Raw genomic sequence first — 24510 nt, 5'->3', positions numbered from 1 at the left:
GGGGCGGCTTCCCCACAATACACATAGCCAATCCATGTCAGCTTCCCCCCTTGTCGATCGTTGGATCGTACTGAAGTTCGGCGGCACCTCGGTGTCGCGTCGCCATCGCTGGGACACGATCGGGAAGCTGGCGAAAAAACGCGCGGAAGAGACCGGCTCGCGCGTGCTGGTGGTGGTTTCGGCGCTGTCCGGGGTGACCAATGAGCTGACCGCGATCGCCGACGGTGCGGCGGACAGCCGTGATCGCGTCGCCGCGCTGGTCGAACGCCACGAGGCATTCCTGGTCGAGCTGGGCCTCGGCCGCGAAGTGCTGGCCGAGCGTCTGGCCGCCCTGCAGGGCCTGCTGGACGATCCGCGCGCGGCCACCCGGCCGCTGGACTGGCAGGCCGACGTGCTGGGCCAGGGTGAACTGCTGTCCTCGACCGTGGGCGCTGCATACCTGCGCGCGTCCGGGCTGGACATGGGCTGGATGGATGCCCGGCACTGGCTGGATGCACTGCCGCCGCAGCCGAACCAGAGCGACTGGTCGCAACGCCTGTCGGTGAACTGCCAGTGGCGCTCGGATGCGGACTGGGCGCAGCGCTTCCGTGCGCAGCCGACCCGCCTTCTGATCACCCAGGGCTTCATTTCGCGGCACGCGGACGGTGGCACTGCCATCCTCGGCCGTGGCGGTTCGGACACCTCGGCGGCGTACTTCGGTGCGCTGCTCGGTGCCAGCCGGGTGGAAATCTGGACCGACGTGCCGGGCATGTTCAGCGCCAATCCCAAGGATGTGCCGGACGCGCGCCTGCTGACCCGCCTGGATTACTACGAAGCGCAGGAAATCGCCACCACGGGTGCCAAGGTGCTGCATCCGCGCTCGATCAAGCCGTGCCGCGATGCCGGTGTACCGATGGCGATCCTCGACACCGAGCGCCCCGAGCTTCCAGGTACCAGCATCGACGGCAATGCCGCGCCGGTACCGGGCGTGAAGGCAATCAGTCGTCGCAACGGCATCGTGCTGGTGTCGATGGAAGGCATCGGCATGTGGCAGCAGGTCGGCTTCCTGGCCGATGTGTTCGCCCTGTTCAAGAAGCACGGCCTGTCGGTGGACCTGATCGGTTCGGCCGAAACCAATGTCACCGTGTCGCTGGATCCGTCGGAGAACCTGGTCAACACCGATGTGCTGGCCGCGCTGTCGGCCGACCTGTCGCAGGTGTGCAAGGTCAAGGTGATTGTGCCCTGTGCGGCGATCACCCTGGTCGGGCTGGGCATGCGCTCGCTGCTGCACAAGCTGTCGGATGTGTGGGCCACGTTCGGCCGTGAGCGCGTGCACATGATCTCGCAGTCGTCCAACGACCTGAACCTGACCTTCGTCATCGATGAGGCCGATGCCGATGGCCTGCTGCCGATCCTGCATGCGGAACTGATCGACAGCGGCGCCATGCCGGTGGAGGAAACCGAGGTGTTCGGCCCGCGCTGGCGCGAGATCGCCGGCACGGTTCGCCCGCGCGGCACGCCCTGGTGGCGCGGCCAGCGGGCACACCTGCTGCAGCTGGCCGACGCGGGCACCCCGCGCTACGTCTATCACCTGCCGACCGTGCGGGCGCGTGCCCGCGCGCTGGCTGCGATCAAGCCGATCGACCAGCGTTACTACGCGATCAAGGCCAACAGCCACCCGGCCATCCTGCAGTTGCTGGAGTCGGAGGGTTTCGGCCTGGAGTGCGTTTCGCATGGCGAGCTGAAGCATGTGTTCCAGCACCTGCCGGAACTTTCGCCCAGGCGTGTGCTGTTCACCCCCAGCTTCTGCCCGCGCAGTGAGTACGAGGCCGCGTTCGCACTGGGCGTGACCGTCACCGTCGACAACGTCGAAGCCCTGCAGCGCTGGCCGGACCTGTTCCGCAACCGCGAGCTGTGGTTGCGCGTGGACCTGGGGCGCGGCGAAGGTCACCACGCCAAGGTCCGCACCGGCGGCAAGGAGTCCAAGTTCGGCCTGCCGATCGCCCGCGTCGATGAGTTCGTCCGTGCCGCCACCGAACTGGGCAGCCGGGTGGTCGGCCTGCACGCCCACCTGGGCAGCGGCGTGGAAACCCCGCAGCATTGGCGCCTGATGTGCGATGAGCTGGCAGGCTTCGCCCGCCGCATCGGCAGCGTGCAGACGATCGACATCGGCGGTGGCCTGCCGATTCCGTACAGCGACGAGGACGAGCCCTTCGATCTGGACGCGTGGGCTGCCGGCCTGGCCGAGGTCAAGGCGCTGCACCCCGCATTCCGCCTGGCCATCGAGCCGGGGCGCTACCTGGTGGCCGAGTCCGGCGTGCTGCTGACCCATGCCACCCAGGTGGTGGAGAAGGACGGCGTGCGCCGCGTCGGCCTGGATGCCGGCATGAATACGCTGATGCGTCCGGCCCTGTACGACGCCTGGCACGACATCGAGAACCTCAGCCGCCAGGGCGGGTACGCCGAGGCGGCATTCGATGTCGTCGGCCCGATCTGCGAGTCCAGCGATGTGTTCGGCAAGCGGCGCAAGCTGCCGGTGTCCACCGCGCCGGACGACGTGATGCTGATTGCTGACGCTGGCGCCTATGGCTACGTGATGTCCAACACCTACAACCAGCGGGCGCTGCCGCGCGAGGATGTGATCGAGTGATCGCCCTGCGCGCGCTGCACCCGCCCACCGACACGCCCCGCGCAACCGCGCGGGTCCGTGCCTGACCGGATACACCATGACTGCTTTCGACAAACACCAGGTCTCCCGTTTCCGCTTCGTCCGCTGCGAATTTGCCGCGGACAGCGGCGTGGCACGGCTGGTCTACGCCTTCGATGATGGCCCCGAGATGGTGGAAACCATCACCGTTCCCGGCGCCCCGTTCGTCCTCGACCCGGCGCGCGCCGCTGCCGTGCAGCGAGCGCTGCAGCTGCTGCACCTGATCGCCGGCGTCAGCTACTACAAGGCCGGCGTGCCGGAGATCGTCAGCATCGACAGCTACGCCATCGATGCCGATACCGCGGCGCTGGTGGAAGCGATCTACCTCAACGGCCTGGGCGAGTTCGCCTACCGCAACGGCCTCAACCTGCGTGGCCGCTTCCGCCTGCCGGTGCAGGGCGAGCCGGTGCAGGCACCGGAGGTGGGCCTGCAGCCGCATGCGCTGGTCGCCATCGGTGGCGGCAAGGATTCGCTGGTCAGCATCGAAGCGCTGCGACGGGCGGGTGTGGACGAGACGGTCACCTGGATCGGCGGTTCGCAGCTGATCCGTGCCTGCGCCGAACGCACCGGCCTGCCGACGCTGAACCTGGGCCGCGCGCTGGCGCCGGAGCTGTTCGAGCTCAACCGCCAAGGGGCGTGGAACGGCCATATCCCGGTGACCGCGGTGAACTCGGCGATCATGGTGCTGGCAGCCCTGCTGCAGGGCGTGGACCAGGTGGTGTTCTCCAACGAACGCTCGGCCAGCTACGGCAGCCAGATTCCGGGCACCGGCGAGGTGAACCACCAGTGGTCCAAGGGCTGGGCGTTCGAGCAGGCCTTCGGCAGCCATGTGCAGGCGCACGTGGCCGCAGACCTGCAGTACTACTCGCTGCTGCGACCGATGTCGGAACTGGCGGTGGCCCGCCAGTTTGCCAAGAGCGACTTCTACGACGCGCATTTCTCCAGCTGCAACCGCAACTTCCATATCCTCGGCGAGCGCCCCGTGAACCGCTGGTGCGGCGTCTGCCCGAAGTGCCATTTCGTGTTTCTGGCGCTGGCGCCGTTCATGCCCAAGACCCGCCTCGTGCGCATCTTCGGTCGCAATCTGCTGGATGATGTCGAGCAGGCCGGTGGCTTCGACGCGCTGCTGGAGTTCCAGGATCACAAGCCGTTCGAGTGCGTGGGCGAAGGTCGTGAATCGCGTGCAGCAATGGCGACCCTGGCGCAGCGACCGGAGTGGAAGGAAGATGCGCTGGTGAAGCGCTTCTGCAACGAGATCCAGCCGCAGCTCGACGCGGCCGAACTGGAGCTGGCGCCGATGCTGCAGCTGCAGGGCGAGCACCGCATTCCGGCTGCGCTGTGGGAACGGGTGCGTGAAGATTTCTCAGCTTGAAGGAAAGCGCGTCGCGCTGTGGGGCTGGGGGCGTGAGGGCCGTGCCGCATTCGCGGTGCTGCGTGCACGCCTGCCGACGTTGCCGCTGAGCCTGTTCTGTCCGGCCGCCGAAGCCGATGCGGCGCGCGCGGAAACGCAGGGGTCACTGGAGGTGCGTGGCGAGCCTTCGGCCGAGGCGCTGGCCGCGTTCGACGTGGTGATCAAGTCACCCGGCATCAGTCCCTACCAGCCGATCGCGGTGGCCGCGGCGGCACGGGGCACGCGTTTCATCGGGGGCACCGCGCTCTGGTTCGCCGAGCATGCCGCTGACGACGGCATCGTCCATGACACCGTGTGCGTGACGGGTACCAAGGGCAAAAGCACCACCAGCGCGCTGGTCGCGCACCTGCTGCGTGCGGCCGGTCATCGCACCGGCCTGGTCGGCAACATCGGCCTGCCGCTGCTGGAAGTGCTGGACCCGCAGCCGGCGCCTGAGTATTGGGCGGTGGAACTGTCCAGCTACCAGACCGGCGAAGTGGCGCGCAGTGGCGCGCGACCGCAGGTGGCGGTGGTGTTGAATCTGTTCCCCGAACATCTGGACTGGCATGGCAGCGAACAGCGCTATATCGAGGACAAGCTGCAGCTGGTCACCGATGCCGCTCCGTGCATCGCCGTGCTCAATGCCGCCGATCCGCATCTGGCGGAACTGACGCTGCCGCACAGCCAGGTGGTCTGGTTCAACCAGCCGCTGGGTTGGCACATGCGTGGCGACATCGTGCATCGTGGCGAACAGGCGGTGTTCGATACACGCAATACGCCGCTGCCGGGCCGCCACAACCGCGGCAACCTGTGTGCGGTGCTGGCCGCGCTGGAAGCGCTGGGCCTGGACGCGGCGGCGCTGGCGCCGGCCGTGCAGGATTTCCGTCCGCTGCCCAACCGGCTGCAGCGCATCGGCGTGGCCGATGGGCTGACCTACATGAACGATTCGATCAGCACCACGCCGCACGCCAGTCTGGCGGCGCTGGAGTGCTTCAGCGGCCAGCGCATCGCGCTGCTGGTGGGCGGGCATGACCGCGGCCTGGACTGGACCGATTTCATGCAGCACATGGCGCACGATGTGCCGCCGGTGGAGATCGTGACCATGGGCAGCAACGGCCCGCGCATCCACGCGATGCTGCAGCCGCTGGCCGATGCAGGTCGATTCGGGCTGCATGCGGCCGTCGACCTGCCGGAGGCCATGGCGCTGGCACGCGCTGCGCTGGGCCAGCAGGGCGGGGTGGTGCTGTTGTCGCCGGGCGCACCAAGTTTTGGGGCCTACCGCGATTACGTTGCGCGCGGACGTCACTTCGCCGAGCTGGCCGGATTCGATCCGGACAGCATCAGCGCGATTCCGGGCCTGGGCATCGCCTGAGGGGGGCGGATCCCTTTCCGCAGGAAAGGGTTCTGACCCCGGCGGGATCCCGGCCGGCAACCCACCGGCAAATTCTTCCACGCAGGCGTGGATCTACGCTTCCTCGATGAACGCGTAGTCGCCGTCAATCAACTGCTGCAGATACGCATCGAAGCCGGGCGCGATGACCGCATAGCTGTCCGGATCATGCAGGTAGCGCACCACCTGGCCGACGGAGCCACCCGGTGCCGGGTCGAAATCCAGGTACAGCATCGAGGTGCCGCCGTTGTTCATGCAGTGCGAGAACCACAGGCGGCGGCTCATCGGTACGTCGGCATCGATGCCGTCGCCGAGAATCTCCGGTTCGTCGTCCAGCCATTCTTCGTAGATCGAGCGGATGCTGTCGTCCCAGTGCCGCTGATCATCGAAGATCTGTGCGACCGAGCGCAGGTAGTAGGGGTATCCGCCGCCTTCCACGTCCGAGCCGAGCATCAGCACGCAGACCTCGCCCTCGGGATACCGGCGGAAATGCGTGCCATCCACGCGCGACAGCAGCGCAACCAGACTGTCAGGTACCTGCGGCCACTGCGCACGCAGGCGTTGCAGGTCTCCGGCGCTGGCGCCCTGGACATGCGCCCATTGCGCAGCATCGTCGGCGGGCAGGCGCGGCATCAGGCCGGACAGGAATTGATCGACAAGGTTCATTCGCAAACAGGGGCTGGGCGGAATCAGGGCGTATCCAACCACACCTGCGTCACGCCGCCAATGCAGAATGCGGACGGGAGGGGGACATCAGGCGACCCCTCTGTTTTCTTTTCTCTGGAGCAGGCGCATGAATGCATGGCGTTGGGGTGTGGCGATGGTCCTGGGTCTGGCGGCGCTGCCGGCGTGGGCGGCGATGAAGACCCAGCCGGTGGAGTGGACGCACCAGGGCACGACCTTCAGCGGGGTGCTGGTCTATGACGACGGGGACAGTGACAAGCGCCCCGGACTGGTGATGGTGCCGAACTGGAAGGGTGTGAACGAATCGGCGGTCGAGAAGGCCAAGCAGCTGGCCGGCGATGATTACGTGGTGCTGGTGGCCGATGTCTATGGCAAGGGTGTGCGGCCGAAGACCGATGCCGAGGCAGGGCCGGTCGCCACCGCGTTGCGCAACGACCGGCCGCTGCTGCGGGCGCGTGCGCTGGAGGCGGTGAATGTGCTCAAGGCACAGGCCGGCAAGGTGCCGCTGGATGCCAGCCGCATCGGTGCGGTCGGCTTCTGCTTCGGCGGTACCACCGTTCTGGAGCTGGCCCGCGCGGGCGCGCCGCTGGCCGGCGTGGTCAGCCTGCATGGTGGGCTGGGCTCGCCGCTGCCGGCGCAGGCCGGTGGAGCGCATCCCTCGGTGCTGGTACTCAATGGTGCCGATGACAGGAGCGTGACCGCGGCCGACATCGCCAGCTTCCAGAACGAGATGAATGCCGCCAAGGTCGACTGGGAATTCACCAACTACAGCGGTGCCGTGCATTGCTTTGCCGAGCGTGATGCCAACAATCCGCCAGGGTGCCAGTACAACGAACGGGCGGCGAAGCGCGCGTGGAAGGCACTGGATGAATTCTTCGAGGAGCGCTTCGAGAAGCGCTGAGGCACCGGGTTCGCCGGGCCATGCCCGGCGAGCGCGGTCAATGCGTGCGCTGCACCGCGTAGCGGGCCAGTCCACGCAGAGCGGCGACGGCATCATTGTCGCCCAGCCCGTCGAGCGCACGCTCGGCGCGCTCTGCGTATTCCTCGGCCCGGCGACGACTGTAGTCCAGGCCGCCGGTGGCGTGGATCGCGGCCAGCACTTCCGGCATTGCCGACGCATCGCCTTCCTGCACGATGGTGCGCAGGCGCTCGCGGGTGGCGTCGTCGGAGTGGGCCATGGCATGGATCAGCGGCAGCGTTGCCTTGCCTTCGGCGAGGTCGTCGCCCAGATTCTTGCCCAGCTCCTCGGCGTTGGCCGAGTAATCCAGCACGTCATCGGCGATCTGGAAGGCGTAGCCCAGATGCATGCCGTAGTCGTACAGCGCCTGCTGGGTGGCTTCGTCCACGCCGCTGGCCAGCGCGCCCAGGCGGGTGCCGGCAGCGAACAGCACGGCGGTCTTGCGCTCGATCACGCGCAGGTAGGCCGCTTCGTCGGTATCCGGGTTATGCACGTGCAGCAGCTGCAGCACTTCGCCTTCGGCGATGCGATTGGTGGTGTCGGCCAGGATCCGCATCACCGGCATGCGGTCCAGCTCGACCATCAGCTGGAAACTGCGCGAGTACAGGAAGTCGCCAACCAGCACGCTCGGTGCGTTGCCCCACAGGGCATTGGCGGTGCTGCGGCCGCGCCGCAGGCTGGATTCGTCCACTACGTCATCGTGCAGCAGGGTTGAGGTGTGGATGAACTCGATGATCGCCGCCAGCTGGTGGTGCTCGGGGCCGGCATGGCCGACCGCATGACCGGCCAGCATCACCAGCATCGGCCGCAGGCGCTTGCCGCCGGCGGAAATGATGTGGTCCGCGATCTGGTTGATCAGCACGACGTCCGAGGACAGCCGGCGCCGGATCAGGGCGTCGACGGCGGCCATGTCGGCCGCAGCAAGCGACTGGATCTGGGGCAGGCCCAGGGCGGGGCGGGTGTCTTCGGTGATGGTCATGCGATCAGGCTTTCAGGCTCGTCGATGATTATAGGCGCTGCCCGTGAATTCGGGCGCAAACCGGCCTGCCGGCCTGATCGCCCCGGCCGTCCGTGACTGCCTGGCGTGAATACGTATGCAGGTGGCGCCATCCCCGGGGAGGCACCGCTAAGCTTGCGGGACTTGGTTTTCGGCCCGCTTCCGGCGGGTCCCGCATGCCCGGAGGGGGGCTGTCGATGTCGCACTATCCATGGTGGCGCGGAGCCGTCATCTACCAGATCTATCCGCGCAGTTTCCTTGACGCCAACGGCGACGGGGTCGGTGACCTGCCAGGGATCATCCAGCGCCTGGACCACATCGCCACGCTGGGTGTGGATGCCATCTGGATCTCGCCGTTCTTCAAGTCGCCGATGGCCGACTTCGGCTATGACATCGCCGATTACCGCGACGTCGACCCGCTGTTCGGCAGCCTGGAGGACTTCGACCGCCTGCTGGCCAACGCCCACGGCCTGGGGCTGAAGGTGATGATCGACCAGGTCCTCAGCCATACGTCGATTGAGCACGCGTGGTTCCGCGAGAGCCGCCAGGATCGCAGCAATCCGAAGGCCGACTGGTACGTCTGGGCCGACCCGCGTGAGGACGGCACGCCGCCCAACAACTGGCTGTCGCTGTTCGGCGGCTGCGCCTGGCAGTGGGAACCGCGCCGCGAACAGTACTATCTGCACAATTTCCTGGTCGACCAGCCGGACCTGAACTTCCACAACCCTCAGGTGCAGCAGGCCACGCTGGACAACGTGCGGTTCTGGCTGGACCGTGGCGTGGATGGCTTCCGCCTGGATGCGATCAACTTCTGCTTCCATGACGCGCAGCTGCGCGACAACCCGGCCAAGCCCGCTGACAAGCGCGTTGGCCGCGGCTTCAGCCCGGACAACCCGTACGCATACCAGTACCACTACTTCAACAACACGCAGCCGGAGAACCTGCCGTTCCTGGAGCGGCTGCGCGCGCTGCTCGACCAGTACCCCGGTGCGGTCAGCCTGGGCGAGATCTCCTCGGAGGATTCGCTGGCCACCACCGCCGAGTACACCCGCGATGGCCGCCTGCACATGGGTTACAGCTTCGAACTGCTGGTGGACGATTACAGCGCGGCCTACATCCGCGGGACCGTATCCCGCCTGGAAGCTGCGATGACTGAAGGCTGGCCGTGCTGGGCGGTGTCCAACCACGATGTGGAGCGCGCGGTCACCCGCTGGGGCGGCCATCCGGCTGATCCGCGCCTGGCGCGCATGCTGGTGGCGCTGCTGAGTTGCCTGCGCGGCTCGGTCTGCCTGTACCAGGGCGAGGAACTGGGCCTGGCCGAGGCCGAGGTGCCGTTCGAGGCGCTGCAGGATCCCTACGGCATCACCTTCTGGCCGAACTTCAAGGGCCGCGATGGCTGCCGCACTCCGATGCCGTGGACGGATGCGCCACTGGCCGGCTTCACTACCGGCCAGCCGTGGTTGCCGATTCCGGCCGGGCACCGGGCAGCGGCCGTCGCGGTGCAGGACGCTGACCCGCAGTCGGTGCTGGCGGCCTTCCGGGCATTCCTGGGCTGGCGTCGCCATCAGCCCGTCCTGCAGCATGGCAGCATCCGGTTCCTTGACAGCAGTGAGCCAGTGCTGCTGTTCGAGCGTATGCTTGCAGATGAAACCCTCCTGCTGGCCTTCAACCTGTCGGGCGAGGCGGTGACCCATCCGCTGCCGGCCGGGCGTTGGCAGCAGATGGATGTGCCGGGCCCGGATGCGGGTACGGTGCAGGGTGGCGAACTCCAGCTGCCGCCGCGTGCGGTGTTCTGCGCACGACGCAGCTGATCGATTTCTCCGGTGGCGGTACTTGCGGGGACGGGGCCGAAGCGCCCCGTCCCTTTTTTATGGGCGGTGCCGTGGCTGGCGGGTCGCGCCCAAAAGAAAACCCGCTGCTTAGGCGCAGCGGGTTTCCGGTCATGCCTGCGGTCCTCGCCGCCGGGCATGGCCCGGCGCTACCGATGGAGCGGTTGCCGGGCAGCGTCCGGCATTCGATGGGCGGTTGCCGGCCTGGGGCCGGCATTGCCCGGTGAGGGTCAGAACTTGTAGTTCACACCCAGCACGTAGGTGCGGCCCCACTCGATGTATTCCAGCGGGCGATCCTTGGTGCCGGCGTAGGTGCGGTAAGGCTCGTTGGTCAGGTTGCTTCCCTGCAGCAGCAGGGTCAGCCCGCGCAGGGCGCTGCTGTCGCTGAAGGTGTAGCTGATCTGCGCATCGGTCACGTTCTCGCCCACCACATAACGCAGGGTGCGGTTGCCGTTGAAGTTGCCGATCTCACCGATGAAGTCCGAACGACGGCGCTGGCTCACGCGGGCCTCGAAACCATTGCGCTCGAAGTACGCGGTGAAGTTGTACACACGCTTGGACAGGCCCGGGAGGCTGATTGGATCGGTACCCACGCTGGAGGCGCTTTCCGGGTCGAGGATCTTGATGTCGCTGTCGTTGAACGTGGCACTGGCCTGCACGCCGAAGCCGCGCAGGCTGTCGGTGAGCATCTCCAGCGGGAACGAACCGGTCAGCTCGAGGCCGCGCAGGGTACCGCCCTCACCGTTCACCGGCGTGGAGAAGGTGCCGGTCGGCAGCACGGGCACCACCATGCCCGGCGGCGGCACGTAGTTGCCGAGCAGCCCGCTGAAGTCGTAGTTGTCCACCGACTGCGTGTAGACGTAGCTCTTCAGGTCCTTGTAGAAGATCGCCGCAGCGACGTAGGCCTTCTCGCCGAAGTACTTCTCATAGGACAGATCCAGCGCGGTGGCGCGCCACGGGTCCAGCCGCGGATTGCCGCCGCTGCCGCCGGGGCGACCGGTGGAGGTATCCACGCCGAACTCCAGGCCGGCGCGCATCTGGTCCACGCGTGGGCGCGCGACCTGCTTGGCTGCCGCGAAGCGCAGGGTCTGTTCGTGCGGGAACATGAAGGCCAGATTCAGGCTCGGCAGCCAGTCGTTGTACTTGCGTCCGTCGGAGTAGGGCTGCACGTTGCTGCCGGCGGGCTGCGACGCGTCCCAGTAGCGGGAGTCCGAACTCTGATCGGTGCGCTGCATCTGCACGCCGATGTTGCCACGCACGCCCACCACGCCGATGTCGGTGTTGATGTTCAGGCGCGCCCAGGCGGTGGTGATCTTCTCCTGCACCGTCCACGACTTGGGAATCAGGTAGTCCAGGTTGTCGACCGGATCGAAGGTCATGTAGCGGGCGACCGCCGCCGGCACGTTCCAGGCCGGGATGGTACCGAGGCCGGCAAAGCCCAGGTTCACCGGGTCGTACTGCAGGTCCGCCGCGATGTTGGCATCGCCCTGGGCACCGAGCAGGATGTTGCCCTCGGACTGGGTCTTGACCTTGCGGCGATCGGCATAGTTCACGCCGATGTCCAGGTCCGGTGCCCACGACGCCATCGCTTCGGGCAGGGCGATGGTCGCCGCCAGCTTGCCGCCCTTCAGGCGATCTTCCACCTTCGGCACCTTGCCGTAGCCGGACCCATAGATGGTGTTGGTCAGGAACAGGGCATCGGGATTGGAGTAGTTCAGCCCCGGGCTGATCTGCGAGAAGCCGTTCTGGCGGATCTGCACGCCGACCGTATCCAGCTGCGGCATGGGCGTGAGCTGCAGATTGTTCTCCAGGTTCAGCTCGTCACGCGTGGCCTTGGAGTAGTTCAGGTCGGCGACCAGCTTGACGCTGCCGAAGTTGAATTCGTTGTTCCAGCCGAACGCGTCGATCTTGTCCTTGCGCTTGTTGTACATGCCGCGCACCAGCGGGTACACGCCGCTGGCGGTACCGCCGGTGAAGGTGCCATCGGCGTTGATCTGCGGATTGCTGATCAGCAGGCCCGGCAGGTAATTGCCGTTGTAGTTGCTGAGGTTCAGTTCGAACTGGTTGGCGGTGTCGATCTGCTCGGCTTCGGTGTGGAACGCATCGAAGGTGCTGCTCCAGCTGTTGTTGGGCCGGAACTGGATCGTGGCCATCACGCCATCGCGCTTGTTGTTGCCGGTACGGCGCAGCGCCTTGATGCCGTCGGAGAAATAGGTGCCTGCAGCAACGCCGGGACGTTTTCCGTCCGTGGTGTACTGGGTGGTCCACGGCTCGTACAGGCCGACCTGGTTTTCCTGGATCGGGTTGTCGCTGTGCGCGTAACCGATGGCGATGCCCAGGGTCTTGTCGAAGAACTGGTCGATGTAGCTGGCGCTGAAGCGGTTGCCGAACTCATCGACGTTGGCCGCATCGCCGAGCGAGCTCTTCTGCAGGCGCCCGCTGACGGCGATCACCCGGTCGGGGAAGCTGAGCGGACGGGCGGTCTGCATGTCGATGGTGCCCGACAGGCCCTGGCCGACCAGTGCCGCATCGGGCGTCTTGTACACCGTCACGCCGTTGACCAGCTCGGATGGATACTGGTCGAACTCGACGCCACGGTTGTCGCCGGTGCTGACGACCTCACGGCCGTTGAGCAGGGTGGTGGCGAAGTCCGGTGACAGGCCGCGCACGCTGATCACCTGTGCACGACCGGCCACGCGCTGCGCAGCCAGGCCGGGCAGGCGCGAGATGGATTCGGCAATGCTGACGTCGGGCAGCTTGCCGATGTCCTCGGCGGAGATCGCTTCCACCACCGAGGTGGCGTCCTGCTTGATCGCGATCGCGTTCTCGATGCCGCGGCGGATACCGGTGACCTGCACCGTATCCAGGTTGGTGGCGGCGGTGCCGGCCGGCGTGGTGGTGCTCTGCGTGGTCTGTGCCGCCGCCAGTGACGGCGCCAGGACAACGGCCAGCGCGATGCTCAGCGCGCTGCGCTTGTGGTTCAACATTTTCCCCTCCCAGGCAATGTTGTTGTTCATTTCGAGGTCGTTCCGGCAACGCCGTGAACGTGCGACGCGGTGGCCGCTGTCGTCGCCGCTATGGTAGGCAGCGGGTTCTCCGCGGGAATCACCCTGCATACGTATTCAATGACGTTTGCAGGGTTGTAATCGCTTTCAGATCCCCGCCACGGTAGCGCCGGGCCATGCCCGGCGAACGTCACGCGGGGGCATCCATCACTCCAATGGCGTGAACCGAATGGCCTGCCCGCCGCCCGGCGCCAGCATCAGGGTCAGTGCATCGGCGCTGGTCACTTCACGCGTCTGCCGCGTGAACGCGAACGGATTGCTGCGGTAGTCCGCACCGTCGCCATCGCGATAGATTTCCGCGCGGTAGCGCACGCCCGGCTCCAGGAAGCCCAGCGACACCGGCAGCACGCGGCCATGCTCGTCGGTGATGCTGCCCAGGAACCAGTCACGGCTGTTGCGGTCGCGGCGCACGATCGTCACGTAGTCGCCCACTTCACCGTCGAGCACGCGGCTCTGCTCCCAGTCCACCGCCACGTCTTCGATGAAGCGGAACGCCTCCCGATGCTGCAGGTAGTGTTCGGGCAGATCGGCGGCCATCTGGATCGGGCTGTACAGCACCACGTACAGCGCCAGCTGACGGGCCAGGGTACTGGGGATGGCCTGGCCGTGGCGGCCCTTCAGGCTGAGGATGCCGGGGGTGTAATCCATCGGTCCGGCCAGCATCCGGGTGAACACCAGATTGACTTCGTGTTCGGGCGGGTTCGGCGGCTGGCCCCAGGCGTTGTACTCCATGCCGCGCGCGCCTTCGCGGGAGATCCAGTTGGGATAGGTGCGGCGCAGGCCGGTGTCCTTGATCGGCTCGTGCGGATTCACCGACAGGTGGCGGCGCGCGGCTTCCTGCACGACATGCAGGTGGTGGCGCGCCATGAACTGGCCGTCGTGCCACTCCCGCCACAGCGGGCCACCCGACGGGTTGCGACGGTCGACCTGGCCGTCGTCGCAGACGTAGCCGGTCTTGAACTGGTCCACGCCCAGCCGCGCATACAGGTCCAGCGCGGCGTCGAGCTGCGCCTCATAGTGTTCGATGGCACAGCCGGTTTCATGGTGGCCGATCAGGTGCACGCCCTTCTTCAGTCCATATGCCGAAAGCGCTTCAATGTCGAAATCGGGCGTGGCGCGAGTGAAGTCGAAGTCGTAGCCATTGCCCACCCACATGCCGTCCCAGCCGGGATTCCAGCCCTCCACCAGGACGCCACGGAAGCCGTGCGCGGCGGCGAAATCGATCACCTTCCTGGTCTTGGCGGTGGTCGCCGCATGCTTCGGTCCGGTCGCCCAGCTTTCGTTGTCCAGGTGCATCGACCACCACACGCCCAGGTACTTGGCCGGCTTCACCCAGCTCACATCGCCCAGTGCATTGGGCTCGTTGAGATTGAGGATCAGGTCGGACTCGACCAGGCCGCCGGCGCGGTCGGCGATCTGCAGCGTGCGCCAGGGCGTGACGAAGGGCAGGGCACGGCGCACCTTCCACCCTTCGGCCGAGGGCGAGAGCTGCGCGCGCAGGCGCTGGCCGTCGGTGCGGCGCAGCCACATGCCGGCGTAGTCCACCAGCGCAGCCTCATGGATCGCAACGTGCAGGCCATCGCGGCTGCGCAGCGTCATCGGCGTGTGCACCAGCGGGATCTCGCGCAGCGGCGTGCGCTGGTAGAGATACTCGTAGTGGATCGGTTCGCCGGCGGGGATCCACCACGCTGTGGAGTCTGCCGCGATGGCGAATTCGGTCAGCTCGTCGTCGATGATCGCTTCGCGCAGGTTCGGTTGCTCAGGGAACACATAGCGGAAGCCCAGGCCGTCGTCGTAGACGCGGAACACCACATCCAGCCGGCGCTTGCTGCCGGTGGTTTCGGCCAGCTGCACGGTCAGCTCGTTGAAGTGGTTGCGGGTGAGGCGGCGTTCCCCCCACGGCTGTTCCCACGTCTCATCGACGCTGCGTCGTTGCTGCCCGAGCAGGATGAAATCCCGGTCCAGGCGGCCATCGCGCAGTTCGAAGCCAAGCCTGGAATCCTCCACTACGGCTTCACCGAAGCGCTCCACCCGGTAGCGGGCGGTGCCACCGTCCAGCACCAGGCTGACCTTGAGCACGCCGCCGGGCGATTGGACGCTGGTGATCTGCGGGGCGGCCTGCGCCAGCGCGGCCAGGCCCAGCAGCGCAACGCCGATGATTCGCGCGAACACCGCACGTACAACACTCGATGACATCGGCATTTTCCCTCCCAAGGCGCCGTTGGCAGACCCGGACCATAAGCCAGCCCGGCGGGCGTACTGGCGCGTCGGCGCATGAATACGTATGCAGCTGGACGCAGGCGACAGCCCCGCGTCTACCATGGGCCCAAGGCACCTTGAGGGAGGCGCCGCGCCCGCGCGCCGGTCACGGCTGCGCGGACCTATAAACGGTGCAGAGAGGGAGGGAGGTCGACGGGCGCAAGCCGGTCTGCCGCTTCGATGCTGAAGATCATTTGCCTGACCGCTGCCCTGGGGGCAGCGCTGGGGACGACCGCGCATGCGGCCGACCTGGAATTCGACGGCCGCCATGCGCGTGCCGAAGCGGCTGCCAAGGGCAGCTTCGTGCTGCACACGCCGAACGGCGCTGTGCCGATTGCCGCCGCGCCGATGCGCAGCCAGACCGGAAGCGTGATGTTCGACGCGCTGTTCGCGCTGGCCCAGCAGGAGATGGCGCAGGACCGGGTCGATGCGATCCGCGACCCCGCCTTTGACGAAGGACGGCCGGTGCCATGCGACTGCTTCCAGACCGGCGCCCGCTGGCCCTACGTGTGGACCCGCGATGTCAGCTTCGCCGCCGACCTGGCGTTGGCGCGGCTGGATCCGCAGCGCACGCGTCAGTCGCTTCAGTTCAAGTTGTCGGCTGCCCGTGATGGGCGCACGCCCGGCCTGTTCGTCGCGCAGGATACCGGCTCCGGCGGCAGCTGGCCGATCAGCAGCGACCGCGTGGTGTGGTTCCTGGCCGCACGCCACCTGCTGGATGATCCTGCTTTTGCCGAACAGGTCTGGCAGGCGCTGCAGGGCACGCTGGCGCAGGACCGGGCGATGGTGTTCGACCCGCAGATGGGCCTCTATCGCGGCGAAACCTCGTTCCTCGACTGGCGTGAACAGACGTATCCAGACTGGACCCGGGAGAACGTGCGTTTCATCGGTGATTCCTACGCGCTGTCCACCAACGTCCTGCACTACCAGGCACTGCGCCTGGCAGAGCAGATGGCCGCGCAGCGGGGCGATGATCGCCGTGCGCAGTACAAGGCGTGGGCCGATGAACTGGCGGCACGGATCGATGCGCGCTTCTGGCGCGACGACATGGGCCAGTACATGAGCTACATCGGTGAGGCGGCGCATCCGGTGCCCTACGCCAAGGTCGACCTGCTGGGCCTGTCGCTGGGCATCCTGGCCGATGTGCTGCCCGAGGCGCGGGCGCGCCGCGCGCTGGCCAACTACCCGATGGGGCCGGCCGGCAGCCCGGTGGTGTGGCCACAGGAAGCGCAGCAGCCGATCTACCACAACCGTGCGATCTGGCCGTTCGTCAGTGCGTATTCGCTGCGTGCTGCGCGACAGCTGGACGACGCGCCGCGCATCGCCGCCGAGATCCGCTCGCTGATGCAGGGGGCGGCACTGGCCGGTTCCAACATGGAAAACTACGAGCTGGTCAGCCAGTCCGTGCATGTGGACGAAGGCGCGCTGAGCGGGCCGGTGGTCAATTCAGAGCGCCAGCTGTGGTCGGTGGCCGGCTATCTGGCCATGGTCACCGAAGGCGTGTTCGGCGTGCAGGACGATGGCCGCGTGCAGCCCAAGCTGCCGGCCGCGCTGGTGCCGGAACTGTTCGGCACACATCCCCGTATCACGTTGGAAGCCAACGGCAAGCGCTATGTGCTGGAGCGCCCGCAGAACGTGGGCGATGGCCTGCTGGTGGCCGGCAGAACCACCACGCGTGGCAGCACCACGACGGTGCAGCTGGTCGCCGCCCCGGCAGCAACCGGCTTCGCTGCCACGACTGCGGAGGCCAACGTGCGTGCGCCGGCCACGCCGGTTGCGCCGCAGGCCCTGCGCAAGGGCGCGGGCTGGAACGTTCCGGTGGCAGCCGATCAGGTGCTGTGGAAGGACGGCAAGGCGGTCACCGACAGCAAGGGCGTGGCGCGCATCAGCGACGATGGCCTACAGCATTGCCTCAGCCTGACCCGGCGCGAAGGCACGTTGGAATCGCTGCACAGCCCGATGCTCTGCGTCGGTCCGCAGCAGGTGCTGAAGGGCGAGGAACGCTGGCAGTTCACCTCGGCCAAGGCCGGGCAGGTGCGCCTGCGCCTGCAGTACCGCAACCCGAACGGGCCGATCAACACCGGCGTCACGGCTGCGGTCAAGCAACTGGTGCTGCAGTGCCCGGGCCAGCCATTGCAGCGGCATACGGTTGCGATGCCGCACAGCGTGGCCGTGCAGGACTCGACCTCGGCAACGTTCGCTGTGCCCAAGGGGCCATGCACGGTCGCGCTTGACGAAGGCGTCAACATGAGCGCGCTGCAGCATTTCGCGCACTACACCGGCGGAAAGGGCGGGCGCGAAGGCGTGCTCAACCAGGCGCAGGTGAAGGCGCTGACGCTGGCGCCGGTCGCCACGGCGGAGGACGCACGATGAACCGCCCTGCCAAACCGCAGCTGTCGTTCTGGCAGATCTGGAACATGTGTTTCGGCTTCCTCGGCATCCAGTTCGGTTTTGCCCTGCAGAACGCCAATGCCAGCCGCATCTTCGAGACGCTTGGCGCGGACATGGAGTCGGTGCCCGGGCTGTGGATCGCCGCACCGTTGACCGGCCTGCTGGTGCAACCGGTGATCGGTTATCTCTCCGACCGCACGTGGACGCGCTGGGGCCGGCGTCGCCCGTTCTTCATGATCGGTGCGGTGCTGACCACGCTGGCCCTGCTGGTCATGCCCAACTCACCTGCCTTGTGGATCGCGGCGGGCACGTTGTGGGTGCTGGATGCTTCGATCAACGTATCAATGGAGCCGTTCCGGGCGTTCGTGGGCGACCAGCTGGCACCGCGCCAGCGACCGGCCGGTTACGCGATGCAGAGCTTCTTCATCGGTGTCGGTGCCATCGTCGCCAGCTTCCTGCCATTCATCCTGGCCCACTTCGGCGTGGCCAACACAGCCGCTGCCGGCGAGGTGCCGGATACGGTGCGCTATGCGTTCTATTTCGGTGCGGCAGTGCTGCTGGCGGCGATCACCTGGACCGTGGTCAGTACCCGCGAGTATTCACCGGCAGAACTGGCCGGGTTCGAAGACGCCGAGCCGCCGGCGCACCATGCCGCCGCCGCTGCGAGTGGCCCCGCACCGTGGGCGCAGGTGGCGTTGTGGCTGGGGGCGGGCGTGCTGCTGGCCGCTGTGATCGCCGCGCGCCAGGGCGACAGGATGCTCTACGTGCTGGCGGGTCTCTGCGCGGGCTATGGTGTGCTTCTTGCGCTGGCCCGTACGCTGCCGCGGGCGCACATGCTGGCGGCGATCGTGGGTGATCTGCGGGCGATGCCGGTGACCATGCGCCGGTTGGCCTGGGTGCAGTTCTTCTCGTGGTTTGCGTTGTTTGCGATGTGGATCTACACCACCGCAGCGGTGGCCGGCACGCATTTCGGCTCCACCGACCCGCAGTCGGCGGCGTACAACGAGGGTGCCAACTGGGTCGGTGTGCTGTTCGGCGCCTATAACGGCTTCGCCGCACTGGCCGCCTTGCTGATCCCGCCGATGGTGCGCGCCATCGGCTTGCGCTGGAGCCACCTGGTGAACCTGTGGCTCGGCGGGCTGGGCCTGATCTCGCTGATGTTCATCAAGGACCCCACCTGGCTGCTGCTGTCCATGGCTGGCGTCGGCTTCGCTTGGGCCTCGATCCTGTCGCTGCCGTACGCCCTGCTGTCCGACAGCGTGCCGGCGGCGAAGATGGGCATCTACATGGGCCTGTTCAATTTCTTCATCGTCATTCCGCAGCTGGTCGCCGCCAGCGCGCTGGGCTTCGCACTGCGCGAATGGCTGGGCGGAAATCCCCTGCACGTGCTGGTGCTGGGTGGAGTGAGTCTGTTCATTGCCGGGCTGTGCGTGCTTCGCGTGCCGGCCCATCAGGAGAGTGCGTGATGCATGTGTATTCCAGAATGTCGCTGGGGCTGTCGCTGGCCCTGCTCGCCACGGCGGTACAGGCCGCATCGCGCCCGGACTACGTGGGCACGCTCGAACCGTTCGCCAGCGATGCCGTGTACTTCGTGGTGACCGATCGTTTCGTCAACGGTGATCCTTCCAACGATCATCGCGATCAGGGGGGCAGCCACCGCACGTTCGACATTCCAGTGCCCTGCCCGGACAAGGTGGACGGCAACATCGGCTACCTCGGCGGCGACTTCAGGGGCGTGCTCGACAACGCCGACTACATCCGTCAGCTCGGCTTCGGTGCGGTGTGGATCACGCCGATCGTCGACAATCCGGATGAGGCGTTCACCGGCAGCAAGCCGATCAGCTGCACCAGCACGCTGACCGACCGCGGCAAGACCGGCTACCACGGTTACTGGGGCATCAACTTCTACACGCTCGATGAGCACCTGCCCAGCAAGGATCTGGACTTTGCCGGGCTGACCAAGGGCCTGCATGGTGCCGGCCTGAAGGTGGTGCTGGACATCGTCGGCAACCACGGTTCGCCGGCCTGGACCATGCCGACGCGGCAGCCGCAGTTCGGCCAGATCTTCGACAAGGATGGAAAGCTGATCGCCGACCACCAGAACCTGCCCCCGCAGAAGCTGGATCCAAAGCACAACCCGCTGCACGCGTTCTACAACACCATCGGCCCGGTCGACAGCAAGGAAGGCTCGATCTTCGATGGCAACCTGGCCGAGCTGTCCGACTTCAACCAGAACAACCCGGCGGTGATGGACTACCTCGTCGGCGCGTACCTGCAGTGGACCGCGCAGGGCGTGGACGCACTGCGCATCGATACCATCGGCTGGCTGCCGCACCCGTGGTGGCACGAGTTCGTGAACCGCATCCGTGCCGAGCATCCGAACATGTTCATGTTCGGCGAGGCCTTCGATTACGACGCCAGCAGGATTGCCGAGCACACCTGGCCGGGCAACGCCAACGTGAGCGTGCTCGACTTCCCGCTGCGTGGCGCGCTGGAACAGACCTTCGGTACCGCCGGCAAGGGCTTCGAGACGCTGGCCGAGCCGCTGCACCTGACCGGCGGCCCCTATGCCAATCCGTACGAGCTGATGAGCTTCTACGACAACCACGACATGCCACGCCTGCAGGCCAGCGACAACGGTTTCATCGACGCACACAACTGGCTGTTCACCGCCCGTGGTATCCCGGTGGTCTACTACGGCTCGGAAACCGGCTTCATGCGGGGCCGTGCCGAGCATGCCGGCAACCGTGCCTACTTCGGCCAGGCGCGGGTGGATGCCGCACCGCAGAGCCCGATCTTCGCGCCCCTGCGGCGCATCGCCCAGCTGCGCCAGGCCACCCCGGCGCTGCAGCGCGGCCTGCAGGTGAACGAGCGCCTGCGTGGCAATGAGGCGGTGTTCTTCCGTGTGCTGCAGCAGGGGGATGTGGCACAGACCGCATTGGTGCTGTTGAACAAGGGCGACAAGGCGACGGTTTTCCAGGTGGAGCGCTACCTGCAGGCGGGCCGCTGGCGCGACGCGCTGGACGGCGGTTCGTTGCAGGTGGATGCCTCCCTGAAGGCCGAAGTGCCCGCGCATGGCGTGAAGGTGTACGTGCTGGATGCCTCCGTGCAGCAGCCAGCGCTGCAGGCAGAGCTGGACAGGGCGATGGCCGACCAGAAGGCTCGGGACCAGCGTCTGGGACGGTGAGGGCGCCGCCGGGCATGGCCCGGCGCTACCGCTCTGGTGGGTGCCAACCTCGGTTGGCACTCCCGCTCTGGTAGGTGCCAACCTTGGTTGGCACGCTCTTCGAGCAGGCTCGACCCTACAATAGGCACCCCTCACGCCGCGCCGTACCGCCATGTCCGACCTCGCCCCGCAGACCCCGATCGAAACCCTGCTGAAGGCGGCGATGGACGGGGCGGTGCCGATCCGCGCCTTCATGGAGGCCTTCGTCGCCTCCGAGGTGCTGCTGCTGACGGGCAGCCTGGTCACCCCCGACGGCAGCGGCTTCGACCCACTGCTGTTCGACAAGCAGGGCACGCTGCACGTGGCCGTGTTCACCGATCCATCGCGGGTGGGCATCTACAGCCAGCAGGCCGAACACCAGATCCGCTGGCTGATGCTGGACGTGCTGCGCCGCGTGCCGGGGGGCTACGGCGTGGTGATCAACCCGGGTACCTCGCTGGGCTTCGAGATTTCGCCCAGTGGCGTCGGCGAGATCCTGAAGGACTTCGCCCAGGGCTGAGGCCACCCGACGGGGCCGTCCACCTGCGGGCCTTGCGGCACCCGGTCCGGTGCCCGCAGGCCGGGTTCACTGCGTAGTCCCGTCCGATCACGTCCGCTGTTTCAGCCGCGCAGCGATGATTCCCGCACCACCAGCTTCACCGGGATGCTCTGGCTCTCCACCGGCTGCCGGCTGATCGAGGCCAGCAGCCGTTCCACCAGCAGTTGCCCGGCCTGCTTGGTGTCCTGCTGCACCGTGGTCAGCGCAGGGGATACCGAGGCCGCCAGCGGGATGTCATCGAACCCGGTGACCGCCACGTCCTGCGGCACCCGCAGCCCGGCCTCGCGCAGTGCACGGATCGCACCGATGGCGATCAGGTCGCTGGCGGCGCAGATCGCATCGATCGGTTCGCCTCGCGCCAGCAGCGCCTGGCAGGCTTCCTGGCCGGACGCTTCGGTGGTGATGGCATCGTGCTGCAGGGCCGGTTCGGCATGCAGCCCGTGATCGCGCAGGGCTGCCACGTGACCGCGGTAGCGCTCCTCGAATTCCGGGTAATGGCTGGAGGCGTGGCCGAGGAAGGCAATGCGCCGACAGCCCTGCTGCAGAAGATGGGTGGTGATGTCGTGCCCGCCCTGGAAGTTGTCGCTGCCGATCGATACCCCGGGCTGGCCGGGCAGGGCCGCACCCCAGCGCACGAAGTGGGTGCCCTGTTCGACCAGCCGCTGCAGGCGGTCGCGCGATTCGTGGTAGTCGCCATAGCCCAGCAGGATGATGCCGTCGGCCTTGTTGCTGTCCTCGTAGTCGGCCTGCCAGTCGGTCGACAGCTGCTGGAACGACACCAGCAGATCCTGCCCGTGCAACGCGCAGGCGCGGGTGATCGAACCCAGCATGGAGTGGAAGAACGGGTTGATCAGCGAATCGTCGTTGGTCGGGTCCTCGAAGAACAGCAGGGCCAGCGTGCCGGCATTGCGCAGGCGCAGGCTGGAGGCGTTCTTGTCCACCTTGTAGTTCAGCTCGCGGGCGATGCGCAGGATGCGTTCTCGGGTCTCCGCATTGACCATCGGGCTGCCGCGCAGGGCCCGCGACACCGTCGGCTGGGAGACGCCGGCCAGATGGGCGATGTCCAGGGAGGTGGCTTTGCCTTTGATGGTCATGGGGGAAGCGCGCGAACGAATGAGTAGGTGCCCCGGCATGATGCCATGGGGGCGCCATCGCAGCGCCGGCCGTCACTGCGGCCGGCCGCGCCGGGAGCTCCGGCCCGGATGGCTAAGTCATTGCCTTACAAGGATTTCAGTAGGATCTTTCGGTGTCTTTCGTCGCTTCTGGCCGGGCACGGAGCGGCGGCAGTGCTAAGATGCGGTGTTCTTGCATTCCCCCAAATTCATCGGGGGCGGCCCAGTGTCCTGCACCCCCGGCCGGGGCTGTGCTATCACTGGTCGACTGCCCCTGGACAACGGACGAAGGTACCTATGGCGCGCGGCATCAATAAAGTCATCCTGGTCGGCAATCTCGGCAACGACCCGGACGTGAAGTACACCCAGAGCGGCATGGCGATCACCCGCATCAGCCTGGCCACCACCAGCGTCCGCAAGGACAAGGATGGCAACCAGCAGGAACGCACCGAATGGCACCGCGTGGTGTTCTTCGGCAAGCTCGGTGAGATCGCCGGCGAGTACCTGCGCAAGGGCAGCTCGGTCTACGTCGAAGGCAGCCTGCGTTACGACAAGTACACCGGCCAGGACGGCGTGGAGAAGTACTCCACCGATATCGTCGCCGATGAGATGCAGATGCTGGGCGGCCGCGGTGAAGGCGGTGGCGGTGGTGGCGGCAACTACGGCGGTGATCGTCCGCAGCGCCAGCAGGCACCGCGCCAGGAGTACGGCGGTGGTGGCCAGCGTGGTGGACAGGGCGGTGGCTATGGCAACCAGGGCGGCAACCAGGGTGGCGGTTACGGCAACCAGGGCGGCAACCAGCGCCCGCAGCCGCAGCAGTCGGCGCCGCCGATGGACGATTTTGCTGACGACGACATTCCGTTCTGATCGGACGCGCGTCCGCAGGAAACAGAAAGCCCCGCCGATGCGGGGCTTTTCTTTTTTCCACGGCAGGCCGGCGTTGTGCCGCGCAGCATGGTTTTTCGTGCACCGCGTCTTGCAAAAAAAAGAATTCCTCCCTTATGGTGCAATCGATTGCATTGCTGTGAATCGTTGCGTTTGATACCGGTTGGGAGGCCGGCAGATGGATGTCCATCCATTCGATGGGACCGGCATCGAGGCTTACGCGGCGCGATGCGTTGCGCATGGCGTTCGCTGGCGGCCTTGGCCTGGCTGCGACAGCCGCGCTGCCCTCGTTCGCCGCCCAGGCCCCACTCAAGGGCAACCTGAAGCATTCCGTCGCCCGCTGGACGTTCCCGCAGCAGTCGGTCGCCCAGCTCTGCCAGACGGTGAAGGATATCGGCTTCGCCGCCATCGATCTGGTGGGGCCGGCGGACTGGCCCACACTGAAGGCGCATGGCGTCTACAGCTCCATGTGCAACGGCGCCGAGATCAGCCTGACCCAAGGCTTTGCCGGCCGCCAGTATCACGATGCACTGGTGGAGCGCTACGCGCGGCACATCGATCTGGTGGCCGATGCCGGCTACCGCAACCTCATCTGCTTCTCCGGCAATCGTGACGGCATGGATCCGCGGGAAGGCCTGGAGAATGCCGAAGCCGGGCTGAAGCGCATCCTCGGCCATGCCGAGAAGCGTGGTGTCGTGCTGGTGATGGAGCTGCTGAACTCCAGGGTCGATCATCCCGATTACCTGTGCGATCACTCCGCATGGGGCGTCGAGCTGTGCCAGCGGCTCGGATCGGACAATTTCGGCCTGCTGTACGACATCTATCACATGCAGATCATGGAGGGCGACATCATCGCCACCATCGGCAGGCATCACCGCTTCTTCAAGCACTACCACACCGCAGGTGTGCCAGGCCGGCACGAGATCGGTGACCAGCAGGAACTGCATTATCCGGCCATCTGTCGCGCGATCCGCGACACCGGCTTCGAGGGGTATCTGGCGCAGGAGTTCATGCCTGCGGCACCCGATCCCGTCGGCTCGCTGCGCGAGGCGATCCGCCTCTGCGACGTCTGAAACGATATCCACCCAGGTGAAGTAGAC

The 24510-nt window shown here is 66.8% G+C and carries 16 protein-coding genes; 11 read left to right on the top strand and 5 right to left on the bottom strand.

The window, feature by feature from the left end; all coding sequences use genetic code 11:
- Positions 1-34 precede the first annotated feature (34 nt).
- The 3 genes from N5J29_RS11535 to murD all read left to right on the top strand — a co-directional run bounded on the left by N5J29_RS11535 (position 35) and on the right by murD (position 5448).
- Entirely contained in the window at positions 35-2629 is a 2595-nt protein-coding gene (locus N5J29_RS11535; RefSeq protein ID WP_053516666.1) for a bifunctional aspartate kinase/diaminopimelate decarboxylase, read from the top strand.
- Positions 2630-2705: 76 nt separating this feature from the next.
- The gene (murL, locus tag N5J29_RS11530) at positions 2706-4058 is read left to right on the top strand and encodes a UDP-N-acetyl-alpha-D-muramoyl-L-alanyl-L-glutamate epimerase (protein ID WP_053516667.1); all 1353 of its coding nucleotides are present in this window, start codon (positions 2706-2708) and stop codon (positions 4056-4058) included.
- The gene (gene murD, locus N5J29_RS11525) at positions 4039-5448 is read left to right on the top strand and encodes a UDP-N-acetylmuramoyl-L-alanine--D-glutamate ligase (RefSeq protein ID WP_164151756.1); all 1410 of its coding nucleotides are present in this window, start codon (positions 4039-4041) and stop codon (positions 5446-5448) included. The genes murL and murD overlap by 20 nt, the downstream gene beginning before the upstream one ends.
- Before the next feature lie 93 nt (positions 5449-5541).
- On the opposite strand, the gene N5J29_RS11520 is transcribed toward murD, so the two are convergent.
- Positions 5542-6132, bottom strand: a complete 591-nt coding sequence (locus N5J29_RS11520; RefSeq protein WP_164151757.1) for an SMI1/KNR4 family protein — start codon at positions 6130-6132, stop codon at positions 5542-5544.
- A 127-nt stretch (positions 6133-6259) separates the two neighbouring features.
- Here N5J29_RS11520 and N5J29_RS11515 point away from each other — a divergent pair, with 127 nt between their 5' ends.
- Positions 6260-7051, top strand: a complete 792-nt coding sequence (locus N5J29_RS11515; protein ID WP_065174562.1) for a dienelactone hydrolase family protein — start codon at positions 6260-6262, stop codon at positions 7049-7051.
- 37 nt (positions 7052-7088) lie between these two features.
- Here N5J29_RS11515 and N5J29_RS11510 read toward each other — a convergent pair whose 3' ends face one another.
- Positions 7089-8087 carry a polyprenyl synthetase family protein gene (locus N5J29_RS11510; RefSeq protein ID WP_065174563.1) on the bottom strand — a complete coding sequence of 333 codons (999 nt, stop codon included), beginning with the start codon at positions 8085-8087 and terminating at the stop codon, positions 7089-7091.
- 215 nt (positions 8088-8302) lie between these two features.
- On the opposite strand from N5J29_RS11510, the gene N5J29_RS11505 reads away from it, so the two are divergent.
- Positions 8303-9916, top strand: coding sequence for an alpha-glucosidase family protein (locus N5J29_RS11505; RefSeq protein ID WP_164151759.1), 1614 nt, complete (start codon positions 8303-8305; stop codon positions 9914-9916).
- A 248-nt stretch (positions 9917-10164) separates the two neighbouring features.
- Here N5J29_RS11505 and N5J29_RS11500 read toward each other — a convergent pair whose 3' ends face one another.
- Complete coding sequence (locus N5J29_RS11500) at positions 10165-12921, bottom strand: TonB-dependent receptor (protein ID WP_065174735.1); 2757 nt, start codon at positions 12919-12921, stop codon at positions 10165-10167.
- Between the two features lie 225 nt (positions 12922-13146).
- A complete protein-coding gene (locus N5J29_RS11495; RefSeq protein ID WP_164151761.1) occupies positions 13147-15201 on the bottom strand; it encodes a glycoside hydrolase family 97 protein in 2055 nt (684 codons plus the stop codon).
- A gap of 237 nt (positions 15202-15438) precedes the next feature.
- Between N5J29_RS11495 and N5J29_RS11490 the strand changes: the two genes are divergently transcribed.
- The 4 genes from N5J29_RS11490 to N5J29_RS11475 all read left to right on the top strand — a co-directional run bounded on the left by N5J29_RS11490 (position 15439) and on the right by N5J29_RS11475 (position 21374).
- Complete coding sequence (locus N5J29_RS11490) at positions 15439-17631, top strand: Six-hairpin glycosidase-like protein (RefSeq protein ID WP_164151763.1); 2193 nt, start codon at positions 15439-15441, stop codon at positions 17629-17631.
- Positions 17628-19115, top strand: a complete 1488-nt coding sequence (locus N5J29_RS11485; RefSeq protein WP_164151764.1) for an MFS transporter — start codon at positions 17628-17630, stop codon at positions 19113-19115. The genes N5J29_RS11490 and N5J29_RS11485 overlap by 4 nt, the downstream gene beginning before the upstream one ends.
- A gap of 5 nt (positions 19116-19120) precedes the next feature.
- Positions 19121-20836, top strand: a complete 1716-nt coding sequence (locus tag N5J29_RS11480) for an alpha-amylase family glycosyl hydrolase (RefSeq protein ID WP_164151810.1) — start codon at positions 19121-19123, stop codon at positions 20834-20836.
- A 151-nt stretch (positions 20837-20987) separates the two neighbouring features.
- Positions 20988-21374 (top strand): SseB family protein, encoded by a 387-nt coding sequence (locus N5J29_RS11475; protein WP_164151766.1) that lies wholly within the window; start codon positions 20988-20990, stop codon positions 21372-21374.
- Between the two features lie 101 nt (positions 21375-21475).
- Here the strand turns inward: N5J29_RS11475 and N5J29_RS11470 are convergent, their stop codons facing one another.
- Positions 21476-22507 carry a LacI family DNA-binding transcriptional regulator gene (locus tag N5J29_RS11470; protein WP_053516684.1) on the bottom strand — a complete coding sequence of 344 codons (1032 nt, stop codon included), beginning with the start codon at positions 22505-22507 and terminating at the stop codon, positions 21476-21478.
- A 315-nt stretch (positions 22508-22822) separates the two neighbouring features.
- On the opposite strand from N5J29_RS11470, the gene N5J29_RS11465 reads away from it, so the two are divergent.
- Positions 22823-23392 (top strand): single-stranded DNA-binding protein, encoded by a 570-nt coding sequence (locus N5J29_RS11465; RefSeq protein ID WP_053516685.1) that lies wholly within the window; start codon positions 22823-22825, stop codon positions 23390-23392.
- Between the two features lie 200 nt (positions 23393-23592).
- A complete protein-coding gene (locus tag N5J29_RS11460; protein ID WP_181452097.1) occupies positions 23593-24483 on the top strand; it encodes a TIM barrel protein in 891 nt (296 codons plus the stop codon).
- Positions 24484-24510 lie beyond the last annotated feature (27 nt).

Origin of the sequence: Stenotrophomonas sp. GD03680 (assembly GCF_029844625.1) — a bacterium.
Taxonomy (GTDB): domain Bacteria; phylum Pseudomonadota; class Gammaproteobacteria; order Xanthomonadales; family Xanthomonadaceae; genus Stenotrophomonas; species Stenotrophomonas maltophilia_P.
The sequence above is the reverse complement of the archived record's forward strand: the minus strand, read 5'-3'. Positions and strand labels throughout refer to the sequence as shown.

Coding starts and splice junctions, on each gene's coding strand:
- N5J29_RS11510 (WP_065174563.1), bottom strand. CDS start 8,087: ATGACCATCACCGAAGACACCCGCCCCGCCCTGGGCCTGCCCCAGATC.
- N5J29_RS11475 (WP_164151766.1), top strand. CDS start 20,988: ATGTCCGACCTCGCCCCGCAGACCCCGATCGAAACCCTGCTGAAGGCG.
- N5J29_RS11460 (WP_181452097.1), top strand. CDS start 23,593: ATGTCCATCCATTCGATGGGACCGGCATCGAGGCTTACGCGGCGCGAT.
- N5J29_RS11535 (WP_053516666.1), top strand. CDS start 35: ATGTCAGCTTCCCCCCTTGTCGATCGTTGGATCGTACTGAAGTTCGGC.
- N5J29_RS11465 (WP_053516685.1), top strand. CDS start 22,823: ATGGCGCGCGGCATCAATAAAGTCATCCTGGTCGGCAATCTCGGCAAC.
- N5J29_RS11500 (WP_065174735.1), bottom strand. CDS start 12,921: ATGTTGAACCACAAGCGCAGCGCGCTGAGCATCGCGCTGGCCGTTGTC.
- murL (WP_053516667.1), top strand. CDS start 2,706: ATGACTGCTTTCGACAAACACCAGGTCTCCCGTTTCCGCTTCGTCCGC.
- N5J29_RS11515 (WP_065174562.1), top strand. CDS start 6,260: ATGAATGCATGGCGTTGGGGTGTGGCGATGGTCCTGGGTCTGGCGGCG.
- N5J29_RS11505 (WP_164151759.1), top strand. CDS start 8,303: ATGTCGCACTATCCATGGTGGCGCGGAGCCGTCATCTACCAGATCTAT.
- N5J29_RS11470 (WP_053516684.1), bottom strand. CDS start 22,507: ATGACCATCAAAGGCAAAGCCACCTCCCTGGACATCGCCCATCTGGCC.
- N5J29_RS11485 (WP_164151764.1), top strand. CDS start 17,628: ATGAACCGCCCTGCCAAACCGCAGCTGTCGTTCTGGCAGATCTGGAAC.
- N5J29_RS11495 (WP_164151761.1), bottom strand. CDS start 15,201: ATGCCGATGTCATCGAGTGTTGTACGTGCGGTGTTCGCGCGAATCATC.
- N5J29_RS11520 (WP_164151757.1), bottom strand. CDS start 6,132: ATGAACCTTGTCGATCAATTCCTGTCCGGCCTGATGCCGCGCCTGCCC.
- N5J29_RS11490 (WP_164151763.1), top strand. CDS start 15,439: ATGCTGAAGATCATTTGCCTGACCGCTGCCCTGGGGGCAGCGCTGGGG.